Origin of the sequence: Nonomuraea pusilla, assembly GCF_900109355.1 — a bacterium.
Classification (GTDB): domain Bacteria; phylum Actinomycetota; class Actinomycetes; order Streptosporangiales; family Streptosporangiaceae; genus Nonomuraea; species Nonomuraea pusilla.
Window position 1 is genome coordinate 336,720 of the sequence record NZ_FOBF01000007.1, and the last position, 25,897, is coordinate 362,616.

22 protein-coding genes are annotated in these 25,897 nt (G+C 74.0%); 12 read left to right on the forward strand and 10 right to left on the reverse strand.

Annotated features, from left to right (window positions below; all coding sequences use genetic code 11):
- Positions 1-146 precede the first annotated feature (146 nt).
- The 8 genes from BMX74_RS17880 to BMX74_RS17915 are packed head-to-tail and all read left to right on the forward strand — an operon-like array spanning position 147 to position 8,436.
- Positions 147-1,439 carry an extracellular solute-binding protein gene (locus BMX74_RS17880; RefSeq protein WP_082534800.1) on the forward strand — a complete coding sequence of 431 codons (1,293 nt, stop codon included), beginning with the start codon at positions 147-149 and terminating at the stop codon, positions 1,437-1,439.
- Positions 1,436-2,368, forward strand: coding sequence for a carbohydrate ABC transporter permease (locus tag BMX74_RS17885; protein WP_091101567.1), 933 nt, complete (start codon positions 1,436-1,438; stop codon positions 2,366-2,368). The genes BMX74_RS17880 and BMX74_RS17885 overlap by 4 nt, the downstream gene beginning before the upstream one ends.
- Complete coding sequence (locus BMX74_RS17890; RefSeq protein WP_055502667.1) at positions 2,361-3,173, forward strand: carbohydrate ABC transporter permease; 813 nt, start codon at positions 2,361-2,363, stop codon at positions 3,171-3,173. Before BMX74_RS17885 ends, BMX74_RS17890 begins: the two co-directional genes overlap by 8 nt.
- A 28-nt stretch (positions 3,174-3,201) precedes the next feature.
- Positions 3,202-4,209 (forward strand): Gfo/Idh/MocA family protein, encoded by a 1,008-nt coding sequence (locus BMX74_RS17895; protein ID WP_091101569.1) that lies wholly within the window; start codon positions 3,202-3,204, stop codon positions 4,207-4,209.
- On the forward strand, positions 4,206-4,976 hold the full coding sequence (locus BMX74_RS17900; RefSeq protein WP_091101571.1) for a sugar phosphate isomerase/epimerase family protein: 771 nt from the start codon (positions 4,206-4,208) through the stop codon (positions 4,974-4,976). The genes BMX74_RS17895 and BMX74_RS17900 overlap by 4 nt, the downstream gene beginning before the upstream one ends.
- A complete protein-coding gene (locus BMX74_RS17905; protein ID WP_177227398.1) occupies positions 4,973-6,418 on the forward strand; it encodes a beta-N-acetylhexosaminidase in 1,446 nt (481 codons plus the stop codon). Before BMX74_RS17900 ends, BMX74_RS17905 begins: the two co-directional genes overlap by 4 nt.
- On the forward strand, positions 6,405-7,427 hold the full coding sequence (locus tag BMX74_RS17910) for an NAD-dependent epimerase/dehydratase family protein (protein ID WP_091101575.1): 1,023 nt from the start codon (positions 6,405-6,407) through the stop codon (positions 7,425-7,427). The genes BMX74_RS17905 and BMX74_RS17910 overlap by 14 nt, the downstream gene beginning before the upstream one ends.
- A 1-nt stretch (position 7,428) precedes the next feature.
- Complete coding sequence (locus BMX74_RS17915; RefSeq protein ID WP_091101577.1) at positions 7,429-8,436, forward strand: dihydrodipicolinate synthase family protein; 1,008 nt, start codon at positions 7,429-7,431, stop codon at positions 8,434-8,436.
- Positions 8,437-8,499: 63 nt separating this feature from the next.
- Here the strand turns inward: BMX74_RS17915 and BMX74_RS17920 are convergent, their stop codons facing one another.
- Positions 8,500-9,645, reverse strand: coding sequence for a mandelate racemase/muconate lactonizing enzyme family protein (locus tag BMX74_RS17920; RefSeq protein ID WP_055502673.1), 1,146 nt, complete (start codon positions 9,643-9,645; stop codon positions 8,500-8,502).
- Between the two features lie 202 nt (positions 9,646-9,847).
- Between BMX74_RS17920 and BMX74_RS17925 the strand changes: the two genes are divergently transcribed.
- Positions 9,848-10,261: a VOC family protein gene (locus BMX74_RS17925; RefSeq protein ID WP_055502674.1), complete on the forward strand. Its 414-nt coding sequence runs from the start codon at positions 9,848-9,850 to the stop codon at positions 10,259-10,261.
- Here the strand turns inward: BMX74_RS17925 and BMX74_RS17930 are convergent.
- Together BMX74_RS17930 and BMX74_RS17935 are read right to left on the reverse strand one after the other, a co-directional pair.
- Complete coding sequence (locus tag BMX74_RS17930; RefSeq protein WP_055502675.1) at positions 10,231-10,584, reverse strand: hypothetical protein; 354 nt, start codon at positions 10,582-10,584, stop codon at positions 10,231-10,233. The genes BMX74_RS17925 and BMX74_RS17930 overlap by 31 nt on opposite strands.
- Positions 10,585-10,717: 133 nt before the next feature.
- Positions 10,718-11,143, reverse strand: coding sequence for a hemerythrin domain-containing protein (locus tag BMX74_RS17935; RefSeq protein ID WP_055502676.1), 426 nt, complete (start codon positions 11,141-11,143; stop codon positions 10,718-10,720).
- 169 nt (positions 11,144-11,312) lie between these two features.
- Here BMX74_RS17935 and BMX74_RS17940 point away from each other — a divergent pair, with 169 nt between their 5' ends.
- Both BMX74_RS17940 and BMX74_RS17945 read left to right on the forward strand, forming a co-directional pair.
- Positions 11,313-11,834, forward strand: coding sequence for a hemerythrin domain-containing protein (locus tag BMX74_RS17940; protein WP_055502677.1), 522 nt, complete (start codon positions 11,313-11,315; stop codon positions 11,832-11,834).
- Positions 11,827-13,278, forward strand: a complete 1,452-nt coding sequence (locus BMX74_RS17945; protein ID WP_091101581.1) for a nitronate monooxygenase — start codon at positions 11,827-11,829, stop codon at positions 13,276-13,278. The genes BMX74_RS17940 and BMX74_RS17945 overlap by 8 nt, the downstream gene beginning before the upstream one ends.
- Positions 13,279-13,302: 24 nt before the next feature.
- Here the strand turns inward: BMX74_RS17945 and BMX74_RS17950 are convergent, their stop codons facing one another.
- Positions 13,303-13,746, reverse strand: a complete 444-nt coding sequence (locus BMX74_RS17950) for a pyridoxamine 5'-phosphate oxidase family protein (RefSeq protein ID WP_236714659.1) — start codon at positions 13,744-13,746, stop codon at positions 13,303-13,305.
- Between the two features lie 153 nt (positions 13,747-13,899).
- Between BMX74_RS17950 and BMX74_RS17955 the strand changes: the two genes are divergently transcribed.
- Positions 13,900-15,672, forward strand: a complete 1,773-nt coding sequence (locus tag BMX74_RS17955) for a sensor histidine kinase (protein WP_091101583.1) — start codon at positions 13,900-13,902, stop codon at positions 15,670-15,672.
- A gap of 100 nt (positions 15,673-15,772) precedes the next feature.
- Here the strand turns inward: BMX74_RS17955 and narI are convergent, their stop codons facing one another.
- The 6 genes from narI to BMX74_RS17985 all read right to left on the reverse strand — a co-directional run bounded on the left by narI (position 15,773) and on the right by BMX74_RS17985 (position 25,660).
- Positions 15,773-16,495 (reverse strand): respiratory nitrate reductase subunit gamma, encoded by a 723-nt coding sequence (gene narI, locus BMX74_RS17960; protein ID WP_055502680.1) that lies wholly within the window; start codon positions 16,493-16,495, stop codon positions 15,773-15,775.
- Positions 16,492-17,205, reverse strand: a complete 714-nt coding sequence (gene narJ, locus BMX74_RS17965) for a nitrate reductase molybdenum cofactor assembly chaperone (protein WP_201784499.1) — start codon at positions 17,203-17,205, stop codon at positions 16,492-16,494. Before narJ ends, narI begins: the two co-directional genes overlap by 4 nt.
- On the reverse strand, positions 17,202-18,752 hold the full coding sequence (gene narH / locus BMX74_RS17970; RefSeq protein WP_055502681.1) for a nitrate reductase subunit beta: 1,551 nt from the start codon (positions 18,750-18,752) through the stop codon (positions 17,202-17,204). Before narH ends, narJ begins: the two co-directional genes overlap by 4 nt.
- Entirely contained in the window at positions 18,752-22,411 is a 3,660-nt protein-coding gene (locus BMX74_RS17975; protein WP_236714660.1) for a nitrate reductase subunit alpha, read from the reverse strand. Before BMX74_RS17975 ends, narH begins: the two co-directional genes overlap by 1 nt.
- 130 nt (positions 22,412-22,541) lie before the next feature.
- On the reverse strand, positions 22,542-22,979 hold the full coding sequence (locus tag BMX74_RS17980) for a hypothetical protein (protein ID WP_055502682.1): 438 nt from the start codon (positions 22,977-22,979) through the stop codon (positions 22,542-22,544).
- On the reverse strand, positions 22,976-25,660 hold the full coding sequence (locus BMX74_RS17985) for a multicopper oxidase domain-containing protein (protein WP_091101585.1): 2,685 nt from the start codon (positions 25,658-25,660) through the stop codon (positions 22,976-22,978). Before BMX74_RS17985 ends, BMX74_RS17980 begins: the two co-directional genes overlap by 4 nt.
- Between the last annotated feature and the right edge of the window lie 237 nt (positions 25,661-25,897).

A 25,897-nucleotide genomic window follows, 5' to 3' on the forward strand; every position in this document is an offset into this window, starting at 1 on the left:
GCGAACCGCGGACGCCCGCCCTGTAGTGCCACGTCACATTGCGCACCCTTGTTGCGCTTCCCGCGCCCACGCCTGTCCCCATGCCGCAGCGTCCGCATGCGTGGCGCGCCGTCACCACCACCCCCCTTCCCCCCTGGAGGACCCCCATGAGAGTGCGCATGCTCGCCGCCGCCGCGGCCGTGCTCGCCCTGGCCGCCACGGCCGCCTGCGGCGGCGGCTCAGCCGGCGACGACGGAACGGTCACGCTGCGGCTCGGCTTCTACGCCGCCGCCGGAGACCCCGCCGACACGACGATGCGGGAGCTCGTCAAGGAGTTCAGCGCCGCCAACCCGTCGATCAAGGTGCAGCTGGAGGTGGCCCCGTACGTCAAGTTCTTCGAACGGCTGCGGACCCAGATCGCCGGCGGGCAGGCGCCGCAGGTGTGGCTGTCGGACGGCGTGCTCGTCCAGGAGTTCGCCGCCAGGGGCGCCCTCGCCGACCTCACCGACCGCGTCAAGACGGTCAACGCCGCCGACTACTCCGGCATCGAGCTGAACCGCGACCAGAAGGGCCGCGTCTTCGGCTTCCCGCAGGGCGCGCAGACGCCGGTGCTGTTCTACAACAAGAAGCTGTTCGCCGAGGCCGGCGTGGCCGAGCCGACGGCCGAGTGGACGTACGACGACCTCGCCGCCGCCGCCAAGAAGCTCACCAAGGACACCAACGGCGACGGCAAGCCCGACACGTACGGCATGCGCGTCTACTCGCCGGGCTTCACCGAGAGCTGGTGGCCGATCATCAAGGCGTTCGGCGGCGACATCGTGACCGACGGCAACCGCAAGGTCGTCGTCGACAGCCCCGAGGCCAAGGCGGCGCTCGACTGGATGCTCGCCGCGATGGGCAAGGACGGCTTCGCCCCCGACTACGTCACCACGGAGGCGCTCGGCAAGGGCGCCGTCCACGCGCTGTTCGCCACCGGCCGCGTCGCGATGTCGTACGGCATCTACGCCCGCACCCTGCCCGCGGTGAACGCGAAGGTCGACTTCGGCGTGGCCCCGCTGCCGAAGGGCCCGAAGGGCCGCGGCAACGTCGCGATCGTCAACTCGTGGGTGGTCAGCAAGGCGGCCTCGCCCGCGCAGGCCGACGCCGCGTGGAAGTGGATCACCTACTTCGCCGGCGAGGGCCCCCAGAGCAGGTGGGCGCGGCTCGGCGAGGCCATCCCGATCAACAAGAAGGCCGCCGCGTCGGCGCTGCCCGCCGACCGGGGGAAGGTCTTCCTGGAGGCTCTGGACGCCGCCGGCGACCTGGGCACGAACGCCGTCTGGTCGGAGTACACCGAGGCGCTGGCCAAGCGGGTCAACGAGGCGCTGTCGGGCGCGACGCCCGTCGCCACCGCGCTGAAGACCGGGCAGCAGGAGGCGCAGCAGGTGATCGACCGCTTCTACGCGGGGCAGACCCAGTGACGGTGCTCACCCGGGGGACGGAGCGGACGGCCGCGCAGGAGCAGCCGTCCGCCCGCCGGCGGAACGCCAGGGAGCGGGCCTGGGCCGTCGCCTTCGCCTCGCCCTACCTGCTCCACCTGGTCGCGCTGACCGCCTGGCCGGTGCTGGCCTCCCTGTTCTTCAGCATGACCGAGTACGACCTGATGTCCCCGCCGAGGTTCGTCGGGTTCGGCAACTTCGCCCGGCTGTTCGGCGACGAGACGTTCTGGCGGACGCTCGGCAACACCGCCTACTTCGCGGTGCTGTTCGTGCCCACGCAGACGGCCCTGGCGCTGCTCCTCGCGATCGCGCTCAACCAGCGGCTGCGCGGCATGGCGCTGTTCCGCGCGGCCTACTTCGTCCCGGTCGTGTCGTCCTGGGTGGTCGTCGCGTACGTCGCCGACGCCGTGTTCAACCCGCAGACCGGCATCGCCAACCAGGTGCTCGGCCTGGCCGGCCTGCCCGCGGAGAACTGGCTGCAGGACCCGGTGCTGGTGATCCCGACGCTGGCCGCCGTGGCGGTGTGGAAAGGCGTCGGCTACATGATGGTGCTCTTCCTCGCGGGCCTGCAGGCGATCCCGGAGGAGCGCTACGAGGCGGCCAAGATCGACGGCGCGTCGGCGTGGAGCCGGTTCCGCTACGTCACGCTGCCGGGGATCTCCGGCACGACGTTCCTCGTGCTCGTCCTCACCTCGATCGAGACGCTCCAGTCGTTCGAGCAGGTCTACGTGATGACCGACGGCGGCCCGCACGGCGCGAGCGAGCTGACCGTGCTCTACCTGTACCGGCAGGGCTTCCAGTTCTTCCAGATGGGCTACGCCTCGGCCGTCGCGTGGGTGCTGTTCGTGCTGGTGCTCGCGCTGACCCTGGTGCAGTTCCGGCTCCAGCGCAGGTGGGTGCACTATGCGTAGGTCCATCTCGTACGTCCTGGTGCTCGCGGGCGCCGTGGTCATGCTGCTGCCGTTCGCGGCGGCGCTCGGCAACTCGCTGAAGAGCTTCGCGCAGTACATCCAGGTGCCGCCGGTGTGGCTCCCCGACCCGGTGCAGTGGGACAACTACGCCGAGGTGTGGCGGCGCACCCCGTTCGGGCTCTACCTGGCCAACAGCCTGCTGATCGCGGTGCTGGCGGTGGCCGGCAACGTCGTCACCAGCGCGACGGTCGGCCACGCGCTGGCCAGGATGCGGCTGCCCGGCAAGCAGGCGCTGCTCACCATGGCGCTCGGGACGATGATGCTGCCGACCGTCATCACGATCGTCCCGAACTTCCTGCTGTTCCGCTCGCTGGGCTGGCTGGACACCCTGCTGCCGCTCATCGTGCCGTACTGGCTGGCCACCCCCATCGGCATCTTCCTCATGCGGCAGACGTTCCTCGCCATCCCGAAGGACTTCGAGGAGGCCGCGAGCCTCGACGGCGCCAACCCGTGGCAGGTGTTCTGGCGCGTCCACGTGCCGCTGGCCAAGCCGGCGCTCGCGACGCTCGCCGTCTTCACGTTCACCACGTCGTGGAAGGCCGTCCTCGAACCGGTCATCTACCTCACCTCGCCGGAGAACTACACGCTGCCCGTCGGCGTGCTCAGCCTCAAGGGGCAGTTCGTCGGCAACGACCAGCTCGTCACGGCCGCGGCCATGATGAGCCTGCTGCCGATGCTGGTCGTGTTCGTCCTGGCCCAGCGCTACTTCGTCCGCGGAACCATGTCCGCGGGGCTCAAGGGCTGAAGGCCCGACCCAACTCAGGAAGGACATCGTGACACCTACATCCGGGCTGCGCCTGGGCGTCATCGGCGCGGGCACCATCGCCGAGTTCCACGTGGCGGCCGCCCGCCGGAGCGGAGGGCGGGTCACCGTCGCGGCCGTGTGCGACGTGCGGGCCGAGGCGGCGGAGAAGCTGGCCGCCGAGGTCGGCGCCCGCGTCCACACCGACCACCGGGCGATGCTCGACGCCGGCGGGCTCGACGCCGTCGTCATCACCGTCCCCCACGCCCTGCACGCGCCGATCACCCTGGACGCCGCCGCCGCCGGGCTGCACGTCCTGGTGGAGAAGCCCGTCGCGACCACCCGCGAGGACGCGCTGCGCATGATCGAGGCGTGCCGCTCGGCGGGCGTCGTCCTCGCGGTCGGGCACGTCCTGCGCTTCGTCCCGACGCTGCGCGCCGCCGCCTCCTTCCTCGCCTCGGGCGAGCTCGGCGGCGTCGTGGTGGCCTCGGAGCGGCGCACCGCCGACTACGCCGACCCGGCGCGGCCGCGCTGGTTCCTCGACGCCGGCATGGCGGGCGGCGGCATCGTGCTGAACGTCGGCACCCACAGCATCGACAAGCTGCAGATGCTCGTCGGCTCGCCGATCGTCGAGGTCACCGCGCACGTCTCGGTGCCGGAGCACCTGTCCGTGGAGACGGAGGCGGTCGCCCTGGCCAGGCACGCCGACGGCACCCGCTCGACGATCTCCGTCACCGGCACCGGGCTGCCGTTCACCGACGAGGCCGAGATCGTCTGCGGCGGGGGCGCGGTGCGGATCAGCCGCGGCGAGGGCGTCTGGTCCTTCCGCGGCGGCGTCGCCACCCAGGTGGCGGCCCCCGAGCCCGGCGAGATGGCCGCCGCGTTCGCCGCGCAGCTCACCGACTTCGCCCGCGCCTGCGCGGAGCGCTCCTCCCCCGAGGTCACGCCCGAGTACGCGCTGTCCGTCCTGGACGTCGCGCTCGCCGTCTACGAGTCCGCCCGCCTGGGCTCCACCGTCGCAGTGAAGGGACAGTCGTGAACCCGCTAGCCTTCAGCACGCTCGGCACGCCGGGCGCCACCGTCGCCGAGGTGATCGAGACAGCCGCCGCGTACGGCTGCGCGGGCGTGGAGCTGCGCTGCGCCGACGGCGACCTCATCGCGCCCGGCACGCCCGAAGGGGAGCTGCGTGCCGTGGCCGGCGCGCTCGCCGCGGCCGGCGTCGAGATCGTGGCGGTCTGCTCCTACACCCGGGTGGCCAGGCCCGACGGCGACCCGGTGGCCGAGGTGCTGCGCCACGTCGAGATCGCCGAGACGCTCGGCGCGCCGTTCGTCCGCGTCTTCGGCGGCGTCGAGGGCCAGGACGACCCGGCGGGGGCCGCCGTCCGCAGGCTGTCGGAGGTCGCCGACCGGCTGCCGGGCAACGGCGTGGACGTGCTGCTGGAGACCCACGACGTGTTCCTCACCGGCGAGGCGGTCGCCGGGGTCCTCGCCGCGGTCGGCTCGCCCCGCGTCGGCGCGCTGTGGGACGTCGTCAACCCGTGGCGCGCCGGGGAGTCCCCCGCCGGGACGGCGGACGCGCTGGCGCCGTACCTGCGGCACGTCCAGATCAAGGACGCCGCGTCGCCGTCGGACCTCGCGCCCGTGCTGCCCGGCGAGGGCGCGGTGGGCGTGCCCGCCGTGCTCGCCGAGCTGGACCGGCTCGGCTACTCCGGCTACCTGGCGCTGGAGTGGGAGCGCGTCTGGTACCCCGACGCCCCGCCGGTCGAGGTCGCGCTGGCCGCGTTCCGCGAGGTGCTCGGCCGGTGATCCCGCAGGTCACCTCCTGGCGGCCGGGCGAGGGTCTGTTCCCGCTGGACGGCGGCACGCGGGTGAGCGGCCCGCACGCGGACGCGGTGCGGGAGGTGCTCGGCCTGCCCCCGCGCGGCGACGGTGCGGCCGAGGTCGTCCTGCGCCTCGTGGACGACGCGTCGCTCGGCGAGGAGGGCTACGTCCTCACCGTCGCGCCCGGCCGTGCCGAGGTCGCCGCCGCGTCGGAGGCCGGGCTGCGGTGGGGCGCGCAGACGCTGCGGCAGCTCCGCGGCCCCGCCGGGGTGCCGTGCGGGACCGTCCGCGACGTGCCCAGGTACGCCTGGCGCGGCGTCATGATCGACGTGGCCCGCTGGTGGCGCCCGATGTCCTTCCTGCGCGCCTACGTCGACCTGCTGTCGCTGCACAAGTTCAACGTCCTGCACCTGCACCTGACCGACGACCAGGGCTGGCGCTTCGAGGTGCGCGCCCACCCGCGCCTCACCGGGGTCGGGGCCCACCGGCCGCGCTCCCCCCGGGGGCACGCGCGCGACGGCGCGTTCGACGACACCCCGCACGGCGGCTTCTACACGCAGCGGGAGCTGCGCGACCTCGTGGAGTACGCGGCCCGCCGGGGCGTCACCGTGGTGCCCGAGATCGAGTTCCCCGGCCACTCGCAGGCCGCGATCGCCGCCTGCCCGTGGCTGGGCCACCCCGGCCCGGCGCCGGTCGAGGTGCGCGCCTCGTGGGGCATCTCGACGAACGTGCTCAACGTGAGCGACCGGGCCGTGGCCTTCGCCCGGGACGTGCTGGACGAACTGTGCGAGGTGTTCCCCTCCCCGTACGTCCACATCGGCGGCGACGAGGTGCGCGGCGACGAGTGGGCCTCCAGCGAGGAGGCGGCGCGGCGGGTCGCGGCCGAGGGCCTGCCAGGGCCTGCCGCCCTGCACGGCTGGTGGGGCCGGGTCCTCGCCGGCCACCTGCGCGGGCTCGGCCGCCGCGCGGTCGCCTGGGACGACATGCTCGACCACGACCCGCCGCGGGACATGGTCATCATGGCCTGGCGCGGCGTGGACCGGGTCGAGGCGGCGCTGCGGGCCGGCCACGACGTGGTCGCCGCCCCCCACACCCACACCTACCTCGACTACGCCGAGTCGGACGGCCCCGGGGAGCCGGTCAGCATCGCCGGGCCGCTCCCGCTGGAGACCGTCTACGGGTACGACGCCGGCGACGGCGTGCTCGGCATGCAGGCCCAGCTGTGGGGCGAGTACCTGCCCACCAGGGAGCGTTTCGACTACAACGCCTTCCCCCGGCTGTGCGCCGTCGCGGAGGCCGCGTGGTCCCGCGGGCGCGACCTCGGCGACTTCACCCGCCGGCTCTCCGCCCACCTGCCGCTGCTCGACGGGCTCGGCGTGGGCTACCGGCGGCCGGACCCCGAAGGAGTGTCCCATGTTCACCTCTGAGCAGGAGCTGGAGGAGCGGCTGGCCACCCCGTCGGCCGCGCTGGTCGCGGACGCGGCCCGCCTCGACGGCGACCTCGTCGTGCTCGGCGCGGGCGGCAAGATGGGGCCGAGCCTGGTCCGCCTGGCCAGGCGCGCCCTCGACGCCGCCGGACGCGGCGACGCCCGCGTGTACGCCGTCTCGCGCTGGTCGGACGAGGCCGCCGCGAAGGCGCTGCGCGACGAGGGCGTGGACGTGGTGCGCCACGACCTGGGCGACGCCGACCTGGCCGGGCTGCCCGACGCCGCCTCGGTCGTCTTCATGGTGGGCGCCAAGTTCGGCACGTCCTCCGCGCCGTACCAGGCGTGGGCGGTCAACGCCGCGCTGCCGGCCGCCGTCGCCCGGCGCTACCGCGACTCGGTGATCGCGGCGTTCTCCACCGGCAACGTCTACCCGCTGGTGGACGTCGCCTCCGGCGGCAGCGCCGAGGAGGACCCGCCGGGCCCAGTCGGCGAGTACGCCATGAGCTGCCTGGGCAGGGAGCGCGTGTTCGAGCACGCCGCGGCCGTGTACGGCGCCCGGGTGGCGATCCTGCGCCTCAACTACGCCGTGGACCTGCGCTACGGCGTCCTGGCCGACATCGCCTCGTCCGTGGCGGCGGGCGAGCCGGTGGACGTCACCACCGGGCACGTCAACGTGGTCTGGCAGGGCTACGCCAACGAGGTGGCGCTGCGGTCGCTGCTGCACGCGCGCGCCCCCGAGCCGTTCACGCTGAACCTGACGGGCCCGGAGACGGCGTCGGTGCGGCGGGTGGCGGCCCGGCTGGCGGCGCTGCTCGGCACGGAGGCGCGCTGCGACGGCGGCGAGAGCGGCACCGCCCTGCTCAGCGACGCCTCCCGCTGCCACGGCCTGTTCGGCTACCCCGACGTCCCCCTGGACACCCTCATCGCCTGGCAGGCCGCCTGGCTGGCCGAGGGCCTGCCCCTGTCCGGCAAGCCCACCAAGTTCTCCGTGCGCGACGGGAGGTTCTGAGATGTCGATCGACCTGCTCAGGGAGGGGACGGTCATCCCCGCCCACCCGCTGGCGCTGACCTCGGGGCGCACGCTCGACGAGCGCCGCCAGCGCGCCCTGACCCGCTACTACCTCGACGCGGGCGCGGGCGGGGTGGCGGTCGGCGTCCACACCACGCAGTTCGCGATCCGCGAGGCCGGGCTGCTCCAGCCGGTGCTGGAGATCGCCGCCGAGGTGGCGGCCAAGGAGGCCGGGCGGCCGTTCGTGCTGGTCGCGGGGGCCTGCGGCGACACCGCCCAGGCGGTCGCCGAGGCCGAGCTGGCCGCCTCGCTCGGCTACCACGCGGTGCTGCTGTCGCCGCAGGTCCCCGGCGCCGGGGAGGAGGAGCTGCTGGAGCGGGCGAAAGCCGTCGGCGAGGTGCTGCCTGTCATCGGCTTCTACCTGCAGGAGGCGGTGGGCGGCCGCCGGCTGAGCCCGTCCTTCTGGAGGTCGCTCAGCGAGCAGGAGTCGCTCGTGGCGATCAAGATGGCGCCCTTCGACCGGTACCGCACGGTGGACGTCGCGAGGGCCGTGGGCGAGTCGGGGCGCGGCGACGCCGTCGCCCTCTACACGGGCAACGACGACAACATCCTGGACGACCTGCTCACGCCGGTCGCGGGGCGCCGCGTCGTCGGCGGGCTGCTCGGCCAGTGGGCGGTGTGGACGCGTACGGCCGTCCTGATGCTGGAGGAGGTGCGGCGGGCGTGGGCGGGCGACGACGACGCGCTGCGCTCGCTGCTGGCCCGCTCCTCCGACCTCACCGACGCCAACGCCGCCGTCTTCGACGTCGCGGGCGGCTTCCGGGGCTGCGTCGCGGGGATCCACGAGGTGCTGCGCGGCCAGGGGCTCCTGGAGGGCATCTGGTGCCTCGACCCGGACGAGGGCCTGTCGCCGGGGCAGGCCGAGGAGATCGCCAGGGTCCGCGCCGCCTACCCGTGGCTGATGGACGACGACTTCGTCGCCGCTCGTCTGGACGACTGGCTGCGCTGACGCGCGACACGGGGAAGGGGGCGGGGACCTGGTCCCCGCCCCCTTCCCGCGTCCGCGACCTGGTCAGACGATCCAGTGGGTGGTGGCGAGCGCGCGGACGGCGTCCTCGTCCACCTCGACGCCCAGCCCGGGGCCCGTGGGCACGAGCGCCACGCCGTCCTTCACCTCGACGGTGCGGCCCCCGACGTAGGCGGAGCGCACGAACTGCCGGCCGTTCAGGTCGACCGGCGTGTCCACGCCGAACGCGGCGAACAGGTGCAGCGAGGCGGCGAAGCCGAGGTCGGTGTCGGTCAGGCCCGACCCCATGACGCGCAGCCCCGCGTCCTCGGCGAGCTGGCACAGCCGGCGGGAGAGGGTCAGGCCGCCCGAGCGCTGCACCTTGGCGATGGCGATGTCCACGGCGTCGAGCTTGACGAACGTGGCCAGGTCGGACGGGTGGCGCAGGCTCTCGTCCAGGGCCACGGGCAGGGGGCTGAGGTCGCGCAGCCGGCGCAGCCCGGTGACGTCGTTGGCGGGCAGCGGCTGCTCGAACGCGGTCACGTCCAGGTCCACCAGCCTGCGGGCCATGCGCAGCGCGCCGTCCACGGTGTACGCCTGGTTGGCGTCGACCCAGATGGGCGCGCCGGGCGCGGCCTCCCTGACGGCGGCGACGACGGAGAGGTCCGTCGCCTCGTCGTGCAGGCCCACCTTCACCTTGTACGCGCCGTAGCCCTGCTCGCGGCCCTCCTCGACGGCCCTGCGCACCTCGTCGGCCGTCTGCCCGGCGACGATCCAGCCCAGCGTGACGCGGTCGAGCCTGCGCTGTCCCCACAGCACGCCGAGCGGCACGCCGGCGGCCCGTCCCAGCAGGTCGTGCAGGGCGATGTCGAGGGCGGACTTGGCGATGGGCGAGCCGATCGTCAGCCCCCTGTTGATCACCTTCTCGTAGGCCGCGCAGGCCCCGTCGAGGTCCCAGGCGGGCCGGCCGACCAGGGCGGGCGCGAGGTAGCCGTGGATGGTCGTCGAGATCGACTCCACCGTCTCGTACGTCCACGCGGGCGTCGGGGTCGCCTCGCCCCAGCCGGTGACGCCTCCGGCCGTCACCTTCACGAGCACCCGCTCGGTCGGCCTGCCCGTCGTCGTGACACTCCCTCCGGAGATGCTGAACGACCGGATGACCGGCAGTTCCACGACGAAGGTCTCCACCCGCTCGACGACCAGCGACTCCACGTTTCTCTCCCACAGAATGAATTCATTCGCTTATTGATCTCCGTACGCACAGAAATTAGCACGACGCAATTCATCGGCGAATTCTCGGAATGAATTCATGGGGTACGAATTTCTTTTCCGCGTACCCGGGCAATGAGGAAAGAACCCTTCCTCGACGGGCCGTAACGTCGCCAGCGAAGCACGACGAACGAAGGAGAGGTCCATGCTGCGAGGGCTGGCCACCGTGAACCTGTGGGCCGACGACGTGGAGGCCGCGGCCGCCTGGTACACCGAGGTGCTCGGCACGCCGCCGTACTTCCGCCGCGACGCCCCCGACGGGCGGCCCGCGTACATCGAGTTCCGCCTCGGCGACTACCAGCACGAGCTGGGCATCGTGCGCGGCGCGTTCGCGCCGGGCGGGCACGCGCGGGGCCCGGGGGGCGCCGTGGTGTACTGGCACGTCGACGACGTGCGGGCCGCCCACGAGCGGCTGCTGGAGCTCGGGGCCGAGGAGCACGAGCCGCCGACGGACCGCGGCCCCGGGTTCGTGACCGCGTCGGTGGCCGACCCGTTCGGGAACGTGCTGGGCGTCATGTTCAACGCGCACTACCTGGAGGTGCTGGCCTCCGACGACTGAGCGCGGGCGCGCACCGCGCCGCTGACGCCGAGGCCGCGGCGGGCGCAGAAGTCGTCCACCGCGGCGAGCACGTTGTCGATGGTGGCGGGGGCGTACCGGACGTCCTGCAGGTGGCGGCGGTAGTCGCGGGCCGCGCAGACGGCGGCGCCGGTGTCGGCCAGCCGGTCCGCGCCGCCCGCCGCCTCCGCGGTCCAGGCGAGGAAGCGGCGCACCCGCGACAGGTACGTGGCCTTGCTGGACTCCGCGAGCGGCGCGGCGGCCAGGGCGCAGGCGTAGGCGGCGAGCATCCCGTCGTACGGGGCCGGGAGCTTCTTGCGCGGCACGGCGACTCTCCTCGAAGGGGGGCTTTGCTGGCGGGGCCGGTCCGAGACGCTAGGGGCCGCGGGCCGGCGGGGGCCAGCGGCGCAGGTCCCTCACGTCGGGGACTTTCGGCCCTGGCGGGAGCCCCCCGGCCCGTCACACGGTGATGCGGTCGAACGCGGTGATGGGCAGCATGATGACGGCGGCGGGGAAGAGCCCGTGCTCCTCCTTGTCGATGTGGGCGCGCAGCCGGCCCAGCGCCTCCAGCACGGCCTGCCAGTCGGGGGCTGCGCGGTCCACCCGGCCGAGCGCGCCGTGGATGTCGTCGTGCTCGGCGCACAGGCGGTCCACCTCGTCGGCCAGCGAGCCCTCGGCGCGCAGTTCGGCGAACAGGCCCGTCTCCTCCAGCTCCGTGTGGGGCGCGAGCAGGGCGAGCAGCTCGTCCAGCAGCGGCAGGGCGTCGCCGTGGCGGCCCTCGTGGACGGCGCGGCGCAGCGAGCCCGCCACCTCCTCAATGGCGCCGTGCTCCTCGGTCAGCCGGCCGATCAGGGGGAACTCGCGGCACCCGCAGTAGTTGCACATGGAGCCAGGATGCCGGTGCCCGCGGGCGGGCGGCAGGGCCGAGCGGCTCCCCGCGGTAGGGCCGTTCGTCACCTGATCGTCCCGCGCGGCTCGGGACTTTCGTCACTACAGCCGCCCCTCGCCTCGGTGGTGGGCTTGGCCAGGGAACCGGATCTCTGGAGAAACACCCTTGACCATCACCGACTACTTCACCGAGACGTTCAGAGCCGAGCACCGCCAGGTGCGCGACCTGCTCCTCGCGCTGATCGCCGCGTTCCGCGCGGGCGACCCCAGGAGGATCTCCGCGCTGGTGTCGGCGCTGTCGGCGGCGACCGGGCCGCACTTCCGTTACGAGGAGGAAGCCATGTACCCGGTGCTCGTCTCGGTCTTCGGCCGCGAGTACGTGGACAAGCTGCTCAGCGACCACGACGGCACGATCAGGAACGTCCGCGAGCTGGCCGAACTGGCGGAGCTGTACCGGCCGGCGGACCTGTACTGGCCGGACGAGCCCGACGAGGCGCAGGCCGCGTGGGGCATCGAGCTGACCAGGGAGATCCTGCCGCACGTGAGCGACTGCGACGGCCTGTCGCTGATGGTGGAGACGCTGCCGGAGGACGACGTGGTGCACATACTCGCCACCCGGGACGTCGCCAGGGAGAGCAACCTCGACCTGCTCACCTGGGCCGGGACCGTGCGGGGCCGGCATGTCTGAGACGCCTCTCCCCCAGGGCCCGTCCCTTGACGAGGACGCGCCGCCCGTGCTGATCCAGGGCGGCATGGGCGTCGCCGTGTCCGGCTGGCGGCTGGCGCGGGCCGTCGCCGGGACCGGGCAGCTCGGCGTGGTCTCGGGCACCGCGCTGGACGCGGTGCTGGCCAGGCGACTGCAGCGCGGCGACCCGGGCGGCCACCTGCGCAGGGCGCTGGCCTGCTTCCCCGTGCCCGAGGTGGCCGGGAGAGTGCTCGGCCGCTACTTCGTGCCCGGCGGCACCGCGAAGGACGAGCCGTTCCGTCCGGTGCCGCGCCTCGGGCTGCGGCATGCCCAGGCCCGGGACGAGCTGACCGTGGTGGCCAACTTCGCCGAGGTGTTCCTCGCCAAGGAGGGGCACGACCGGCCGATCGGCGTCAACTACCTGGAGAAGATCCAGATGGCGACGCCCGCCGCGCTGTACGGCGCGATGCTGGCCGGGGTGGACTACGTGCTGATGGGCGCGGGCATCCCCGCGGAGATCCCGCGGCTGCTCGACGACCTGGCCGCGCACCGGCCCGGCCGGGTGTCGGTGACGGTGGCGGGCGCCGACGGCGGCCACGAGGCCGTGTTCGACCCGCGCGGCGCCGGCTGGGGCGACCCGGCCGCCATGGGGCCGCTGCCGCGCCCCAGGCTGCTCGCGATCGTCTCCTCGCACGTCCTGGCCGCCTACCTGGCCCGCACCCCCGCCACCAGGCCGGACGGGTTCGTCGTCGAGTCGCCGTCCGCGGGCGGGCACAGCGCGCCGCCGCGCGGGCGCATGCGGCTCGACGAGGCGGGCGACCCGGTGTACGGCCCGCGCGACGAGGTGGACACCGCCAAGGTGGCCGCGCTCGGCCTGCCGTTCTGGCTGGCGGGCGGCTATGGCACGCCCGAGGGGCTGGCCAGGGCCAGGGCGGCGGGCGCGGCCGGGGTGCAGGTCGGGTCGGCGTTCGCGCTGTGCCGCGAGTCGGGGCTGGAGCCGGGGCTGCGCCGCCGGCTGCTGCGGGAGGCCGCCGCGGGCGGGCTGGAGGTGCGCAACGACCCGCACGCCTCCCCCGCGGGGTTCCCGTTCAAGGTGGCGTCCGTGCCGGGCACGCTGTCCGACGCCGCCGTGTACGACGCCCGCCCCCGCCTGTGCGACCTCGGCTACCTGCGCACGCCGTACGAGCGGCCCGGCGGCCGGGTCGGGTACCGGTGCCCCGCGGAGCCGGTGGAGGCGTACGTCCGCAAGGGGCGTCCCGCGGAGGAGGCGGAGGGGCGGCGCTGCCTGTGCAACGGCCTGCTGGCGGCCGTGGGGCTCGGCCAGCGCCGCCAGGACGGCTACGAGGAGCCGCCGCTGCTCACGCTCGGGCAGGACCTGGGCTTCCTGGAGGGGCTGCCGTCCGACCATTCCGCGGCGGACGTCGTGGACCTCGTCCTGGGAGGATAGGGAGGCGGGGGCGCGGTGCGGGGGCTAGGCGGGCACCAGCGTGAAGCCGGTGACGATCTCTGGACGGATGCGGATGACCTGGTCCATGCCGCCCGCCACCCACGGCAGGAGGCGGGCCTTGTACCGCTCCGCCTCCTCGGGGTCGTCCACCGGCCTCGCCATGCCGGTGACGATGACGCTCCAGCCGAGCCGCGTGTCCATGTCGAGCTGGTCGGCCTCGAAGGCGACGACCGCGCCCGCGGGCGACACCTCGGTGCTCAGCACCGTGCCGACGGTGGTGCGGATGACGACGTGCCCGTCCACGACGATGTGGTTGACCGGCCGGATGGCGGGGAGCGCGTGGCGGGTGAAGACGACGCGGCCGAGCGGCACCTCGCCGAGCAGGCGCAGCGCCTCCGTCTCGGTCAGTTCCTCGAGCCTGCGGGGCCCCGTCCCCATGAGGTCCCCTGTCGTGGTGGTGGGAGTCATCTGAGCAGTGTCCCGCGTCCGCCTCCCCCGGCGACAGGGACCAAAGTCCTTCGATGCCTCGGCGAAGGTCCCCGGCGCGGGTGACGTTCCCCCAGGTGGGAAGCCGGTCAGGGAACCTCGTACGCTCGTAGACGCACCTAGACGGAAGTGGACATGGCGGACGACGACAACAGGCTCCTGCTGCCCGGGATGCGGCTGGACGAGCTGCTGGCCGAACTGCAGACCCGGCTGGAGGCCGTGCTGGCCACCCGCGACCGCGTGCACGCCCTGCTGGAGGCGGTCGTCTCGATCGGCGCCGACCTCGACCTGGAGACCGTGCTGCGCCGGATCGTCGAGGCGGCGATGACCCTGGTGGACGCCCGGTACGGCGCGCTCGGCGTCATCGGCGACGAGGGCGTGCTGGTGCGGTTCGTGCCGGTCGGCGTGACCGAGGAGGAGATCGAGGGCATCGCGCACTGGCCGCACGGCAAGGGCCTGCTGGGGCTGCTCATGAAGGACCCGAGGCCGCTGCGCCTGGCCGACCTGTCCGGCCACCCGGAGTCGTACGGCTTCCCCGACGGGCACCCGCCGATGAAGGCGTTCCTCGGGGTGCCGATCCGGGTCCGCGACGCCGTGTTCGGCAACCTGTACCTGACGGAGAAGAGCGGCGGGCGGCCGTTCGAGGAGGAGGACGAGGAGATCGTCACCGCGCTGGCCACCGCCGCGGGCGTCGCCATCGAGAACGCCCGGCTGTACGAGGAGGCGCGGCGGCGCGAGACGTGGCTCGCGGCCTCGTCCGATGTCACCACGAGCCTGCTGTCGGGCACCGACCCGCACGAGGTGCTGGAGGAGCTGGCCGGGCGGGTGTGCGAGATGGCGGGCGCCGACACGGTGACGGTGAGCTTCCTGCACGGCGGCGACCTGCACGTGGAGATCGCGCAGGGCCTCGGCGGCAAGGAGCTGCTCGGCCGGGTGGAGCCGGTGGAGGGCACGCTGGCGGGCCGCGCGGTGCGCACCGGCGCCCCGCAGAACGTCCTCGACCTGCGCTCGCGCCCCGAGGACGCGCGGGTCGTGGCCGGCCTGCCGCTGGGGCCCGCCCTCGTGGTGCCGCTGGGCGCGCAGGGACGCGTCCAGGCCGTGCTGCGCCTGGCCAGGCGCGGCACCCGGCTGCCGTTCGGCGAGCCGGACCTGCGCATGGTGGAGGCGCTGGTGGGCCAGGCCGCGGTGGCGCTGGAGCTGGCCGAGGCGCGGCGCGACGCCGAGCGGCTCGGGCTGCTGGAGGACCGCGACCGCATCGCGAAGGACCTGCACGACGTCGTCATCCAGCGGCTGTTCGCGACCGCGATGGGTCTGATGAGCACGGTCAGGCTGGTGGACGACCCGACGGTGGCGCGGCGGCTGGGCCACGCCGTGGACGAGCTGGACGAGACGATCAGGCAGATCCGCTCGACCATCTTCGCCCTGCAGCTGCCGGGCTCCGGCGGCGAGCCGGGGCTGCGCGGCCAGGTGGCCGAGCTGGCCGAGTCGGCGAAGGCGCATCTGGGCTTCGCTCCCGGGCTGCGGATGGAGGGGCCGCTCGACCACGCGGTGCCGCCCGAACTGGCCGAGCAGGCGCTGGCGGTGCTGCGTGAGGCGCTGTCGAACGCGGTCAGGCACGCCAGGGCGTCCGTCGTGGACGTCCTCGTCGGCGTCGCCGACGGAGAGCTGGTGGTGGAGGTGCGCGACGACGGCGTGGGCGTCCCCGCGTCTGGCCGGCGCAGCGGGCTGCGCAACCTGCAGGAGCGGGCCGAGCGCCTGGGCGGCCGCTTCTCGGTGGCCCCGCTGCGCGCCGCGGGGGACGGCCCGGCGGGCGGGCAGGAGCGTGGGCAGGAGGGTGGGCAGGAGGGTGGACGCGGCGAGCGGCCCGGCACCCGCCTGCGCTGGCAGGTGCCGCTCCCCCCGGCCTGACGCGCTTCCCCGAGAGAGCCTGATGACGGGCTTCCCCGCGCCCCGCTCGTCCCCGCCTGACGCGCTTCCCCGCGCCCCGCTCGCCGCGCCGCGCGCCGCCTCAGCGGCCGGCGGGCTCGCGGGCGGCCGGCGCGGCGGGAGCCGCGGGCCGGGCCGTCCTGCGCCGGTAGACGACGTACGGCCGCCACAGGTACGCCACCGGCGCCGACCAGACGTGCACGAGCCTGGTGAACGGCCACATGGCGATGAACACCCAGGCCGCCAGCGTGTGCAGCTGGAAGACCAGCGGCGCGCCGGTCATGAGCTCCGGCTCGGGACGGAAGGTGAGCACGCCCCGGAACCAGACCGAGACGGTCGCCCGGTAGTCGTAGCCGCCGCCGAACAGGTTGATGGCCACGGTCTCGGCCATGCCGAGCAGGATCACCACCGCCATGACCGTGAACAGGGCCTTGTCCATGCGGGTGGTGGCCCGCCGCACCCGGCCGGTGACGAAGCGGCGGGCCAGCAGCAGGCCGAGCCCGGCCACCACCATCACCCCGGCGACGGTGCCCGCCGTGACGGACACGACGTGGTAGAGGTGGTCGGACACCCCGACGGCCTCGGTCCAGCTCTTCGGGATCAGCAGGCCGAGCACGTGCCCGCCGATCGCGGCGAACACGCCGAGGTGGAACAGGGGCGAGCCGAGCCGCAGCAGCCGGCTCTCCAGCACCTGCGTGGTGCGGGTGGTCCAGCCGAACTGGTCGGTGCGCCAGCGCCAGACGTGGCCGACGACGAACACCGTCAGCGCGACGTAGGGGACGACGACCCAGAGCACGACGCTCACGAGCGGAACTCCATTCCGTTGAGGGGCGGGCCGAAGGGGGCCAGGCCGACGTCCTCGGCGGGCGGGCCCGCCTGGGCCAGATCGGCGACCTCGGCCTGGCCGGCCGCCGACAGGTCGGGCAGCGCCGCGCACAGCGCGTCCAGGACGAGGGAGTACGACGAGCCGGCGGTGCGCAGCGCGGCCCTGATGAGCTCCAGTCCTGCGCGGTGCTGGCGCAGCGGTGCCTCCCCGGTGCCGGGGCCGGCCAGGGCGGCGAACTCGCACACCACGGGCAGGTAGTCGGGCAGCTCCCCCTCGGGCGGGGTGAGCCCCGCGACCCGGTAGCGCTGCTTGAGCGTCAGCAGCGCCATGCCGCGGCGGCGGGTGTCGCCGTGCAGGTAGTAGGTGAGGTAGAGGCTGGACCTGCGGCGCAGGTCGAACGTCTCGACGTAGGCGCGGGCCAGCGGCATCGGCTCGGCCTCCGCGTACCAGGCGGTGAACGCGACGAGCGCGTCCCGCGACGGCGAGCCGGGCAGCGCCGCGGCGGCGCGGCTCAGCTCGTCGCGGGCGGCCAGCAGCTCGGGGTCGGGGTACTGCAGCAGCAGCGAGACGAGCCGCAGCAGCGCCGCCCGGTCCTCGGGCCGCTCGGAGAAGCCCGGGGGCCGGGGGGCGGCGGGCCGCTTCGGGCGGCCCGCCGGGCGCAGGGCGGGGCGCGCGGGAAGGAGCTTCACGCCGTCCCTCCCCCGCTGACGAAGAGCTTGAGCGCGGTGCGGCCGTCGGACCGGCGGCCGGTCAGGCCCTCCGGGTGGAAGCCGGACATGCCGGGCCCGCCCTCGCCGTCGAGGCTGCAGCCGTCGGCCTGCGCGGCCAGCGCCGCGGCGTCCTCCTTGTGGGCAGGGGGGATGACGTAGCGCTCGTCGTACTTGGCGACGGCGAGCAGCCGGTACATCTCCTCCATCTCGTCGGCCGTCATGCCGGTGGAGTCCAGCAGGTCGTGGGAGACCTTGCCGTCGATCGTGCGGGCCCGCATGTACGCCCGCATGGCCGACAGCTTCATCAGCACCCCCGCCACCACCCCGGTGTCGCCGGCCGAGAACAGCCCGGCCAGGTACTCCAGGGGGATCCGCAGGTCGGTGATGGCGTGGAAGATGTTGTCGGGGTCGTCGGCGTCGGCGCCCGCGCCGGTGACGGCGTCCAGCACCGGCGACAGCGGCGGGATGTACCAGACCATCGGCATCGTGCGGTACTCCGGGTGCAGCGGCAGCGCCACCCGGTACTTCATGGCCAGCCGGTACACGGGCGACCTCCTCGCGGCCTCGATCCAGTCCTCCGGGATGCCGGAGGCGCGGGCCGCGGCGGCGACCTGCGGGTCGTCGGGGTCGAGGAAGACGCGGCGCTGCGCCTCCAGCAGGTCGCGCGGGTCCTCGACGCCGGCCGCGTCGAGCACGGCGTCGGCGTCGTACAGGATGAGGCCGATGTAGCGCAGGCGGCCCACGCAGGTCTCCGCGCACACGGTCGGCTGGCCCGCCTCGATCCGGGGGAAGCAGAAGGTGCACTTCTCGGCCTTGCCGGTCTTGTGGTTGACGTACACCTTCTTGTACGGGCACGAGGAGACGCACATGCGCCAGCCGCGGCAGCGGTCCTGGTCGACCAGGACGATGCCGTCCTCCTCCCGCTTGTACATCGCGCCGGACGGGCAGGCGGCGACGCAGGCGGGGTTGAGGCAGTGCTCGCAGATGCGCGGCAGGTGGAACATGAAGGTCTTGTCGAACTCCATGCGCACCTTCTCCGCCATCGCCGCCAGGTTGGGGTCGCCGTGGGCGTGCTCGGGGGCGCCGCCGAGGTCGTCCTCCCAGTTCGCGCCCCAGGTGATGGCCATGTCCTCGCCGGTGATGGCCGACTTGGGGCGGATGACCGGGGTGTGCGGCCCGGCGGGCGCGGAGATGAGGGTGTCGTAGTCGTAGGTGGCGGGCTCGTAGTAGTCGTCGAGGTCGGGCAGGTCGGGGTTGGAGAACAGGGTGAGCAGCCGCTTGACCCGGCCGCCGGCCCTGAGCCTGAGCCGGCCCCGCTTGTCGAGCTCCCAGCCGCCGTGCCAGCGCTCCTGGTCCTCGTAGCGCTTGGGGTAGCCGACGCCGGGCTTGGTCTCGACGTTGTTGAACCAGACGTACTCGACGCCGTCCCGGTTGGTCCAGGTCTGCTTGCAGGTGACCGAGCAGGTGTGGCAGCCGATGCACTTGTCCAGGTTCATCACCATGGCGACCTGTGCGAGGACGCGCATCAGTAGCTCACCTCCTGGCCGCGGCGGCGGATGACGGTGACCTCGTCCCGCTGGTTGCCGGTCGGCCCGTAGTAGTTGAAGGCATATGTGAACTGCGCGTACCCGCCGATGAGGTGGCTGGGCTTGAGCAGCAGGCGGGTCAGCGAGTTGTGGACCCCGCCGCGCCGCCCCGACTTCTCCGTCAGGGGCACGTTCACGTTGCGGTCCTTCGCGTGGTACATGTACACGGTGCCGGCCGGCATGCGGTGCGACACGACCGCCCGCGCCGCCACCACGCCGTTGCGGTTGTACGCCTCGATCCAGTCGTTGTCCTTCACCCCGATGGCCTCGGCGTCGGCCACGCTCATCCAGATGACGGGGCCGCCGCGCGACAGCGCCAGCATGTAGGCGTTGTCCTGGTACTCCGAGTGGATCGACCACTTCGAGTGCGGGGTGAGGTAGCGCACGGTCACCTCGGCGCCCTCGCCGTCGCCCTGCTCGCCGTAGTGCCTGTGCATGTTGAGCGGCGGGCGGTAGGCGGGCAGCTGCTCGCCCAGCTCGATCATCCAGTCGTGGTCGAGGAAGAACTGCTGGCGCCCGGTGAGGGTGTGCCAGGGCTTGTCCCGTTCGACGTTGATGACGAAGGCGGAGTAGCGTCGCCCGCCCGTCTCCGAGCCCGACCACTCGGGCGAGGTGATGACGGGCTGCGGGCGCGACTGCGTGTCGGCGAACGTGATGCGCTTGCCCTCGTGCTCGGCCGCCAGGTCGGCCAGCCGGGTGCCGGTGCGGCGTTCGAGCGTCTCGAAACCCTGCGTGGCCAGGCGGCCGTTCGTGGTGCCCGAGAGGGCGAGGATCGCCTCGCACATCCGGTCGGCGCTCGACAGCGAGATCCGGCCGTCGGCGGTGACGCCGTTCTTGCCGCGCAGGTACTCCAGCTCGGGCTCCACCCGGTAGGTGACGGCCTTGGTGGTCAGCCCCAGCTCGGCGAAGAGCGGCCCGACGGCGCGCATCCGCTCGCCGACCGACGGGTAGTCGCGCTCGATGGTGACGAGCTTCGGCATCGTCCTGCCCGGCACGGGCGCGCACTCGCCCTTCCTCCAGTCGCGCACCCGGCCGCCCGGCTGGGCCAGCTCGTCGGGCGTGTCGTGGGTGAGCGGCACGGCCAGCACGTCGGTACGCCTGCCGAGGTGGAGCGCGGCCAGCTCCGAGAAGCGGTCGGCCAGGGAGAGGAAGGCGTCGTAGTCGCTGCGGGCCTGCCACGGCGGCGCGATGGCCGGGTTGAACGCGTGGACGAACGGGTGCATGTCCGTCGAGGACAGGTCGTGCTTCTCGTACCAGGTGGCGGCCGGGAGCACCACGTCGGCGAACAGCGCCGTGGACGTCATGCGGAAGTCGATGGCGGTGAGCAGGTCGAGCTTGCCCTCGGCCGGCTCCTCCCGCCAGGTCACCTCGGCGGGCCGCTGTCCCTCCGGCGTCTCCTCGTTGCGGGTCTCGGCGTCGGTGCCGAGCAGGTGGCGCAGGAAGTACTCGTTGCCCTTGCCGGACGAGCCGAGCAGGTTGGCCCGCCAGACCGTCAGGACGCGCGGGTAGTTGGCCGGGTCGCCCGGGTCCTCGGCGGCGAAGCCGAGCCTGCCGGACGTCAGCTCCTCCACGACGTGCTCGGCGACCGGCACGCCCTTCGCGGCGGCCTCGTCGGCGAGCTTGAGCGGGTTGCGGTTGAACGTCGGGTGCGACGGCAGCCAGCCGAGCCGCGCCGCCTGGGCGTTGCAGTCGGCGAACGAGCGGCCCTGGAACAGCCCTTCGCCGAGCGGGCTGGCCAGCTCGTCCGCGCCGAAGCGCTCGTAGCGCCACTGGTCGGTGGCCAGGTACCAGAAGGCGGTGCCGGCCATGTGCCGGGTGGGCCGCTGCCAGTCGAAGGCGAAGGCCAGGTGCTGGAAGCCGGTGACCGGCCGGACCTTCTCCTGGCCGACGTAGTGGGCCCAGCCCCCGCCGTTGACGCCCTGGCAGCCGGTCAGCAGCACCAGCGTCAGGAACGAGCGGTAGATCTGGTCGGAGTGGAACCAGTGGTTGGTGCCCGCCCCCATCGCGATCATCGAGCGGCCGTTCGTGCGCTCGGCGTTGCGGGCGAACTCGCGGGCGATCCTGACCGTGGTCGCCGCCGGCACCGAGGTGATCTCCTCCGCCCAGGCCGGCGTGTACGGGCTCGTCGCGTCGTCGTACGACTGCGGCCACTCGCCGGGCAGGCCGTCCCTGCCCACGCCGTACTGGGCCATGAGCAGGTCGAAGACGGTGGTGACGAGCGTGCCGCCCACCTCGGTGACGGGCACGCCGCGCCGCACGGCGGTGCCGCCCTCGGTCTCGCCCTCGTCGAAGCGGGGCAGGTCCACGGCGACGGCGCCCTCGGCGCGGCCCAGCAGGGTGAGGGCGGGCTCGGCGCCGTCCAGGTCGAGGTTCCAGCGGCCCTCGCCCTCGGCGCCCCAGCGGAAGCCGAGCGAGCCGTTCGGCACCACGGGGCGGCCGGTCTCCTCGTCGAGGAGCACGGTCTTGAACGCGGCGTTCTCGCTCTCGTCGCCGAGGTCGGCGGCGGTGAGGAAGCGGCGGGGCACGTACGCGTCGCCGCGCCGCTCCAGCGTCACCAGGAACGGCAGGTCGGTGTACTTGCGGACGTACCCGGCGAAGTACGGCGTCGTCCTGTCGCGGAAGAACTCGCTCAGGATGACGTGGCCCATCGCCATGGCGAGCGCGCCGTCGGTGCCCGGGTGGGGGGCCAGCCAGTCGTCGGCGAACTTGACGTTGTCGGCGTAGTCGGGGCTGACCGCGACCACCTTGGTGCCGCGGTAGCGCGACTCGGTCATGAAGTGGGCGTCGGGCGTGCGGGTGACCGGGATGTTGGAGCCCCACATGATGAGGTAGCGGGAGTTCCACCAGTCGGCCGACTCGGGCACGTCCGTCTGGTCGCCCCACACCTGGGGCGAGGCGATGGGCAGGTCGGCGTACCAGTCGTAGAAGGACAGCAGGGTGCCGCCGATGAGCGACAGGAACCGGGTGCCCGCGGCGAACGAGGCCATCGACATCGCGGGGATGGGCGAGAAGCCGACCACCCGGTCGGGGCCGTGCTCCTTGACCGTGTGGACGTGCGCGGCGGCCATCAGCTCCAGGACCTCGTCCCAGCTCGACCGCACCAGGCCGCCCTTGCCGCGGGCCCGCTTGTACGCCCGCGCCCGCTCCGGGTCGCCGGTGATCTCCGCCCAGGCCAGCACGGGGTCGCCCAGGCGCTCCTTGGCCTCACGCCACATCTCCAGCAGCACGCCGCGCACGTAGGGGTAGCGCACCCGCGACGGGGAGTAGGTGTACCAGGAGAAGGACGCGCCGCGGGGGCAGCCGCGCGGCTCGTACTCGGGCGAGTCGGGGCCGACCGAGGGGTAGTCGGTGGCCTGGTGCTCCCAGGTGATGAGGCCGTCCTTGACGAACACCTGCCAGGAGCACGAACCGGTGCAGTTCACGCCGTGGGTGGAGCGGACCACCTTGTCGTGCGCCCAGCGATCGCGGTAGAAGCGGTCCCAGGCGCCCTGGTCGATCTGGTGCAGGGTACGGCCGTCGGCCGAGATCTCGGCCTTGGTGAAGAACTTCCTTGCGGCGAGCAGCGGGCCCGTTCCGGGGATCCTGTCGATGTCAGTCACGGGATATTTCCTCGCCAGGGGGACAAGACGGTCATGTCCATAGCGTTCTGCCTGGCGGTGCCCGCCCGGCAGGGACGAAAGTCCCTTCGGGGCCGTCCGATGGACCATTCGACGGGCGAGGGGGCGTGGGTCAGGTGGCGGGGAGGGCGGCGGCGAGCAGGATGATGCCGACCGAGCCGACCAGGGAGGCCACCGCCAGCGCGCGTGCCGTCCTCGCCAGGCCGCGCCCGATCGCCAGGCCGTGCAGCCCCGCCGCCGCCATGACGAGGCAGAACAGCAGCAGCTTCGCGGCGAGGACGCGGCCGTAACCGGGCTCGGCCAGCGACGCCCAGGTGACGCCCTTGTGCACGGCGATCGCGAAGCCCGTGGCGAGCTGCACCGGCAGGAACGCCGCCACCGTGAACAGGCCGAACCGCCGCCCGACGGCGCTCAGCACGCCGGCCCGCCGCTCGGGGTCGAGCAGGCGGCGGGCCAGCGGCAGCACCACGAGCGAGACCGTGAGCTGGCCGCCGACCCACAGGGCGGCGCCGAGGACGTGCAGGAACCTGACCACCGACCACCAGGTCACGGCGCGCTCACCTCGAAGACTCCGTGCGCGCCCGCCTCGGCGCGCGGCATCGCGTGATCGACGAACGGGTAGTGCCCGGCCTCCGGGAAGACCAGCTCCACGAAGCCGCCCTGCGCGGGCGCCAGGTCGAGCACCTGCGAGCCTCCCGGGCCGTCCTTGCCGCCGCCCGAGCCGTCCTTCCCGCCGCCCGGGTGGCCGCGGCGCAGCAGGTACGCGCCCTCCTTGTAGACGGTGTCGAACTGCCCGCCCACCACGTGGAAGGCCGTGCCGGTGCCGGGGCCCGCGGCCACCACCCAGACGCGCGCCCGCTCCCCCGTCTTCACCTTGATCGGGGCGTGGTCGTAGCCGGCGGCCGTGCCGTTGAAGGCCCACCCGTCGGGGCGGCTCTCGCGGATGCGCGCGGCCCGCGCCGGGTCGTCCGGCTGCCCGAGGTACACCTCGCCCTGGACGAGGACGAACTCGCGGTCGACCGCGGGCAGGCCGGGCGGGTCGATGACGACGGCGCCGTACATGCCGTTGGCGATGTGCTGGCTCATGGGCATGGTCGAGCAATGGTAGAGCCACGCCCCCGCGCGCTCCGCGCGGAACCGGTACGTCAGCCTCTCCCCCGGCTGGATGGTGCGCATCGGCTGGTCAGGGGCGAGCGCCCCGGCGTGGAAGTCGATGCCGTGCCCCATGGTGCCGTCGTTGACGAACGTCACGACGAACACGTCGCCCACCTTGCCGCGCAGCACGGGCCCGGGGACGGTGCCGCCGAACGTCCAGACGCGCTGGCGCACGCCCGGCGCGACCTCCATGTCCGTCTCCTTCGCCCTGATCTCCACCCGGTGCTCGGTGCCGGAGGGCGCGGGCGGCAGCACGGGGTCGTACGGCTTCCACCCGGGTGACATGGGGGCCATGACGTCCAGCGGGGCCGTGCCCTGGCCGGACGCGGGCGGGGTCGCGGCGGCCTGGTGCCCCGCGTGGCCCTGCGCCGACGGCGCCGCGGCCGTCTGGTGCCCGGCGTGGCCCTGACCGGCCGGCGCGGCGGCGGCCGGCGCCGACGGCTCGATCCGCATGGTCATCCCCGCCGCGCGGTGCCCGGCGACCGTGCACCAGCCGTCCACCGCCTCCCCCAGCGGGGCGAGCGTGAGCACCGCGGTCTGGCCGCGTCCGAGGAGCGGCGTCTGCTCGCCGGTGGCCAGGCGCAGGTCGTGGCGCTGGGCGTCGGCGTTGGTGACGCGCAGCGTCAGCACGGTGCGGCGCGCGGCCGTGATCACGGCGGGCCTGATCCGCATGCCGGACAGGGTCACCTCCACCGTCTGCCGGGCGCCGGGGCGCACGTCCACCTGGGCGGGCGCGGACGTCCCCGACATGGCGACGGCCACGGCGGCGGCGGTGAGCAGGCAGCCGAGCACGGCGCCGGCGGCGGCCGGCCCCGGATGGGCGCCGCGCCCGCCCGCCGGGTGGCGGGCGCGCCACAGCGCGGCCAGCGCCAGCACGACGAACGCCGCGAGCGCCCCCAGCACGAGCGCCCAGCCGAGCAGCGCGAGCGGCTCGGGCACGGGCAGCGCGAGCAGCGGCACGCCGAGGTTGGCCGCGGCCAGCCGGTACGGCCACCCGCGTTCCAGCAGGGCGGCGTGCTCCTTGAAGCGGACGGGCCCGCCGCCGAGCACCGCGGGCAGCAGGTGCATGAGCGACCCGAGCAGCACCTGCCCCGCGAACCCGGCCAGCAGGAGCGGCAGCAGCGGGTCCAGCGCCGTGGACGGCTCGGCGGCGGGGCCGGAGGCGACCCGCGCGACGTCGGCGGCGAGGACGACCGCGAACCACGCGGCCCCCGCCGCGACGGTCCACGCCGCGCCGGTGTGCGGCCTGCGCCGCCGGGCCGCGTCGGCCAGCGGCACCACGGCCACGGCGACGCCCGCCGCGTACCCGGCCAGACCGGCCACGGCCACCCAGCGCTGCCCCAGCAGCAGCCCGGTGACGGCCACGGCCAGGCCGGGCACGGTCAGCCGCAGCGCCAGGCGCGAGCAGCGTCTCGTCCTGTCGGACATCCTGGTGCGCAGCACGGTGGGCCAGAGCGTGAACAGGGTGCCGAGCACGGTCAGCGCGACCCAGCCGAGCAGGTTGACCTGGGCGTGCGCGGCGTGCAGCCGCTCGTGCCCGGCGCCGTGCCAGACGTCGGCCGCCATGAGGCCGCCGAGCGTGCCGCCCACGGCGAGGGCGCCGGCGGCCGCCGCGTACCAGCCGATGACGTGCCCGAACCTGCCGGGCAGCGCGCGCCGCACCATGCGGGCGAGCGCGACGGCGTGCCAGACGACCACGGCCACCACGGCGGCGGCCCCGGCGGCGGCCGCCTGCCAGGGGCCGACGGCGAGACCGGCCAGCACGGCCACGGCCCCGGCGTTCAGCCCGCCCAGCCTGGCCATGCTCCAGCGCTGGTCGGGCGTGGGGACCCGCAGCAGCGCGGCCGCGAAGTGCTCGCTCCAGATGAGGATGGCGCTGCTCACCGCGCCGAGCAGGAAGACGTGGACGACCAGCCAGCGCGGCGCGGGGAGCTGCGGTTGCGCCAGCACGACCACGGCGCTCAGCGCCAGCCAGGCCACGACCACCGCGTTGGCCCGCAGGTGCCACGACGCGCGGAACTGCCGCGGCGGCTCGGCCGTCCCCTTCTGCCCGATCTTGACCTCGACCGGCGGCATATCCGCTTCCTCCTGACTCGCCCGCTGGTAAGGCCCGGGCGCGGGCACGCGCGGGCCTGGTCGCAGCGTAGGGCGGGGTCCCGTCCCCGGTGACGTGCTCAAGGTCCGCCGTCCGGGGGACCAAAGTCCCGCGTCCGGCGGCGCCGCGCGGTCCGGGTCCTTCAGCCGGGCGCTTCGGGACCAAGGTCCCTGACGGCCGGCGGCGGCCCGACGTGAAGGTGGAGCCGTCCCACGACA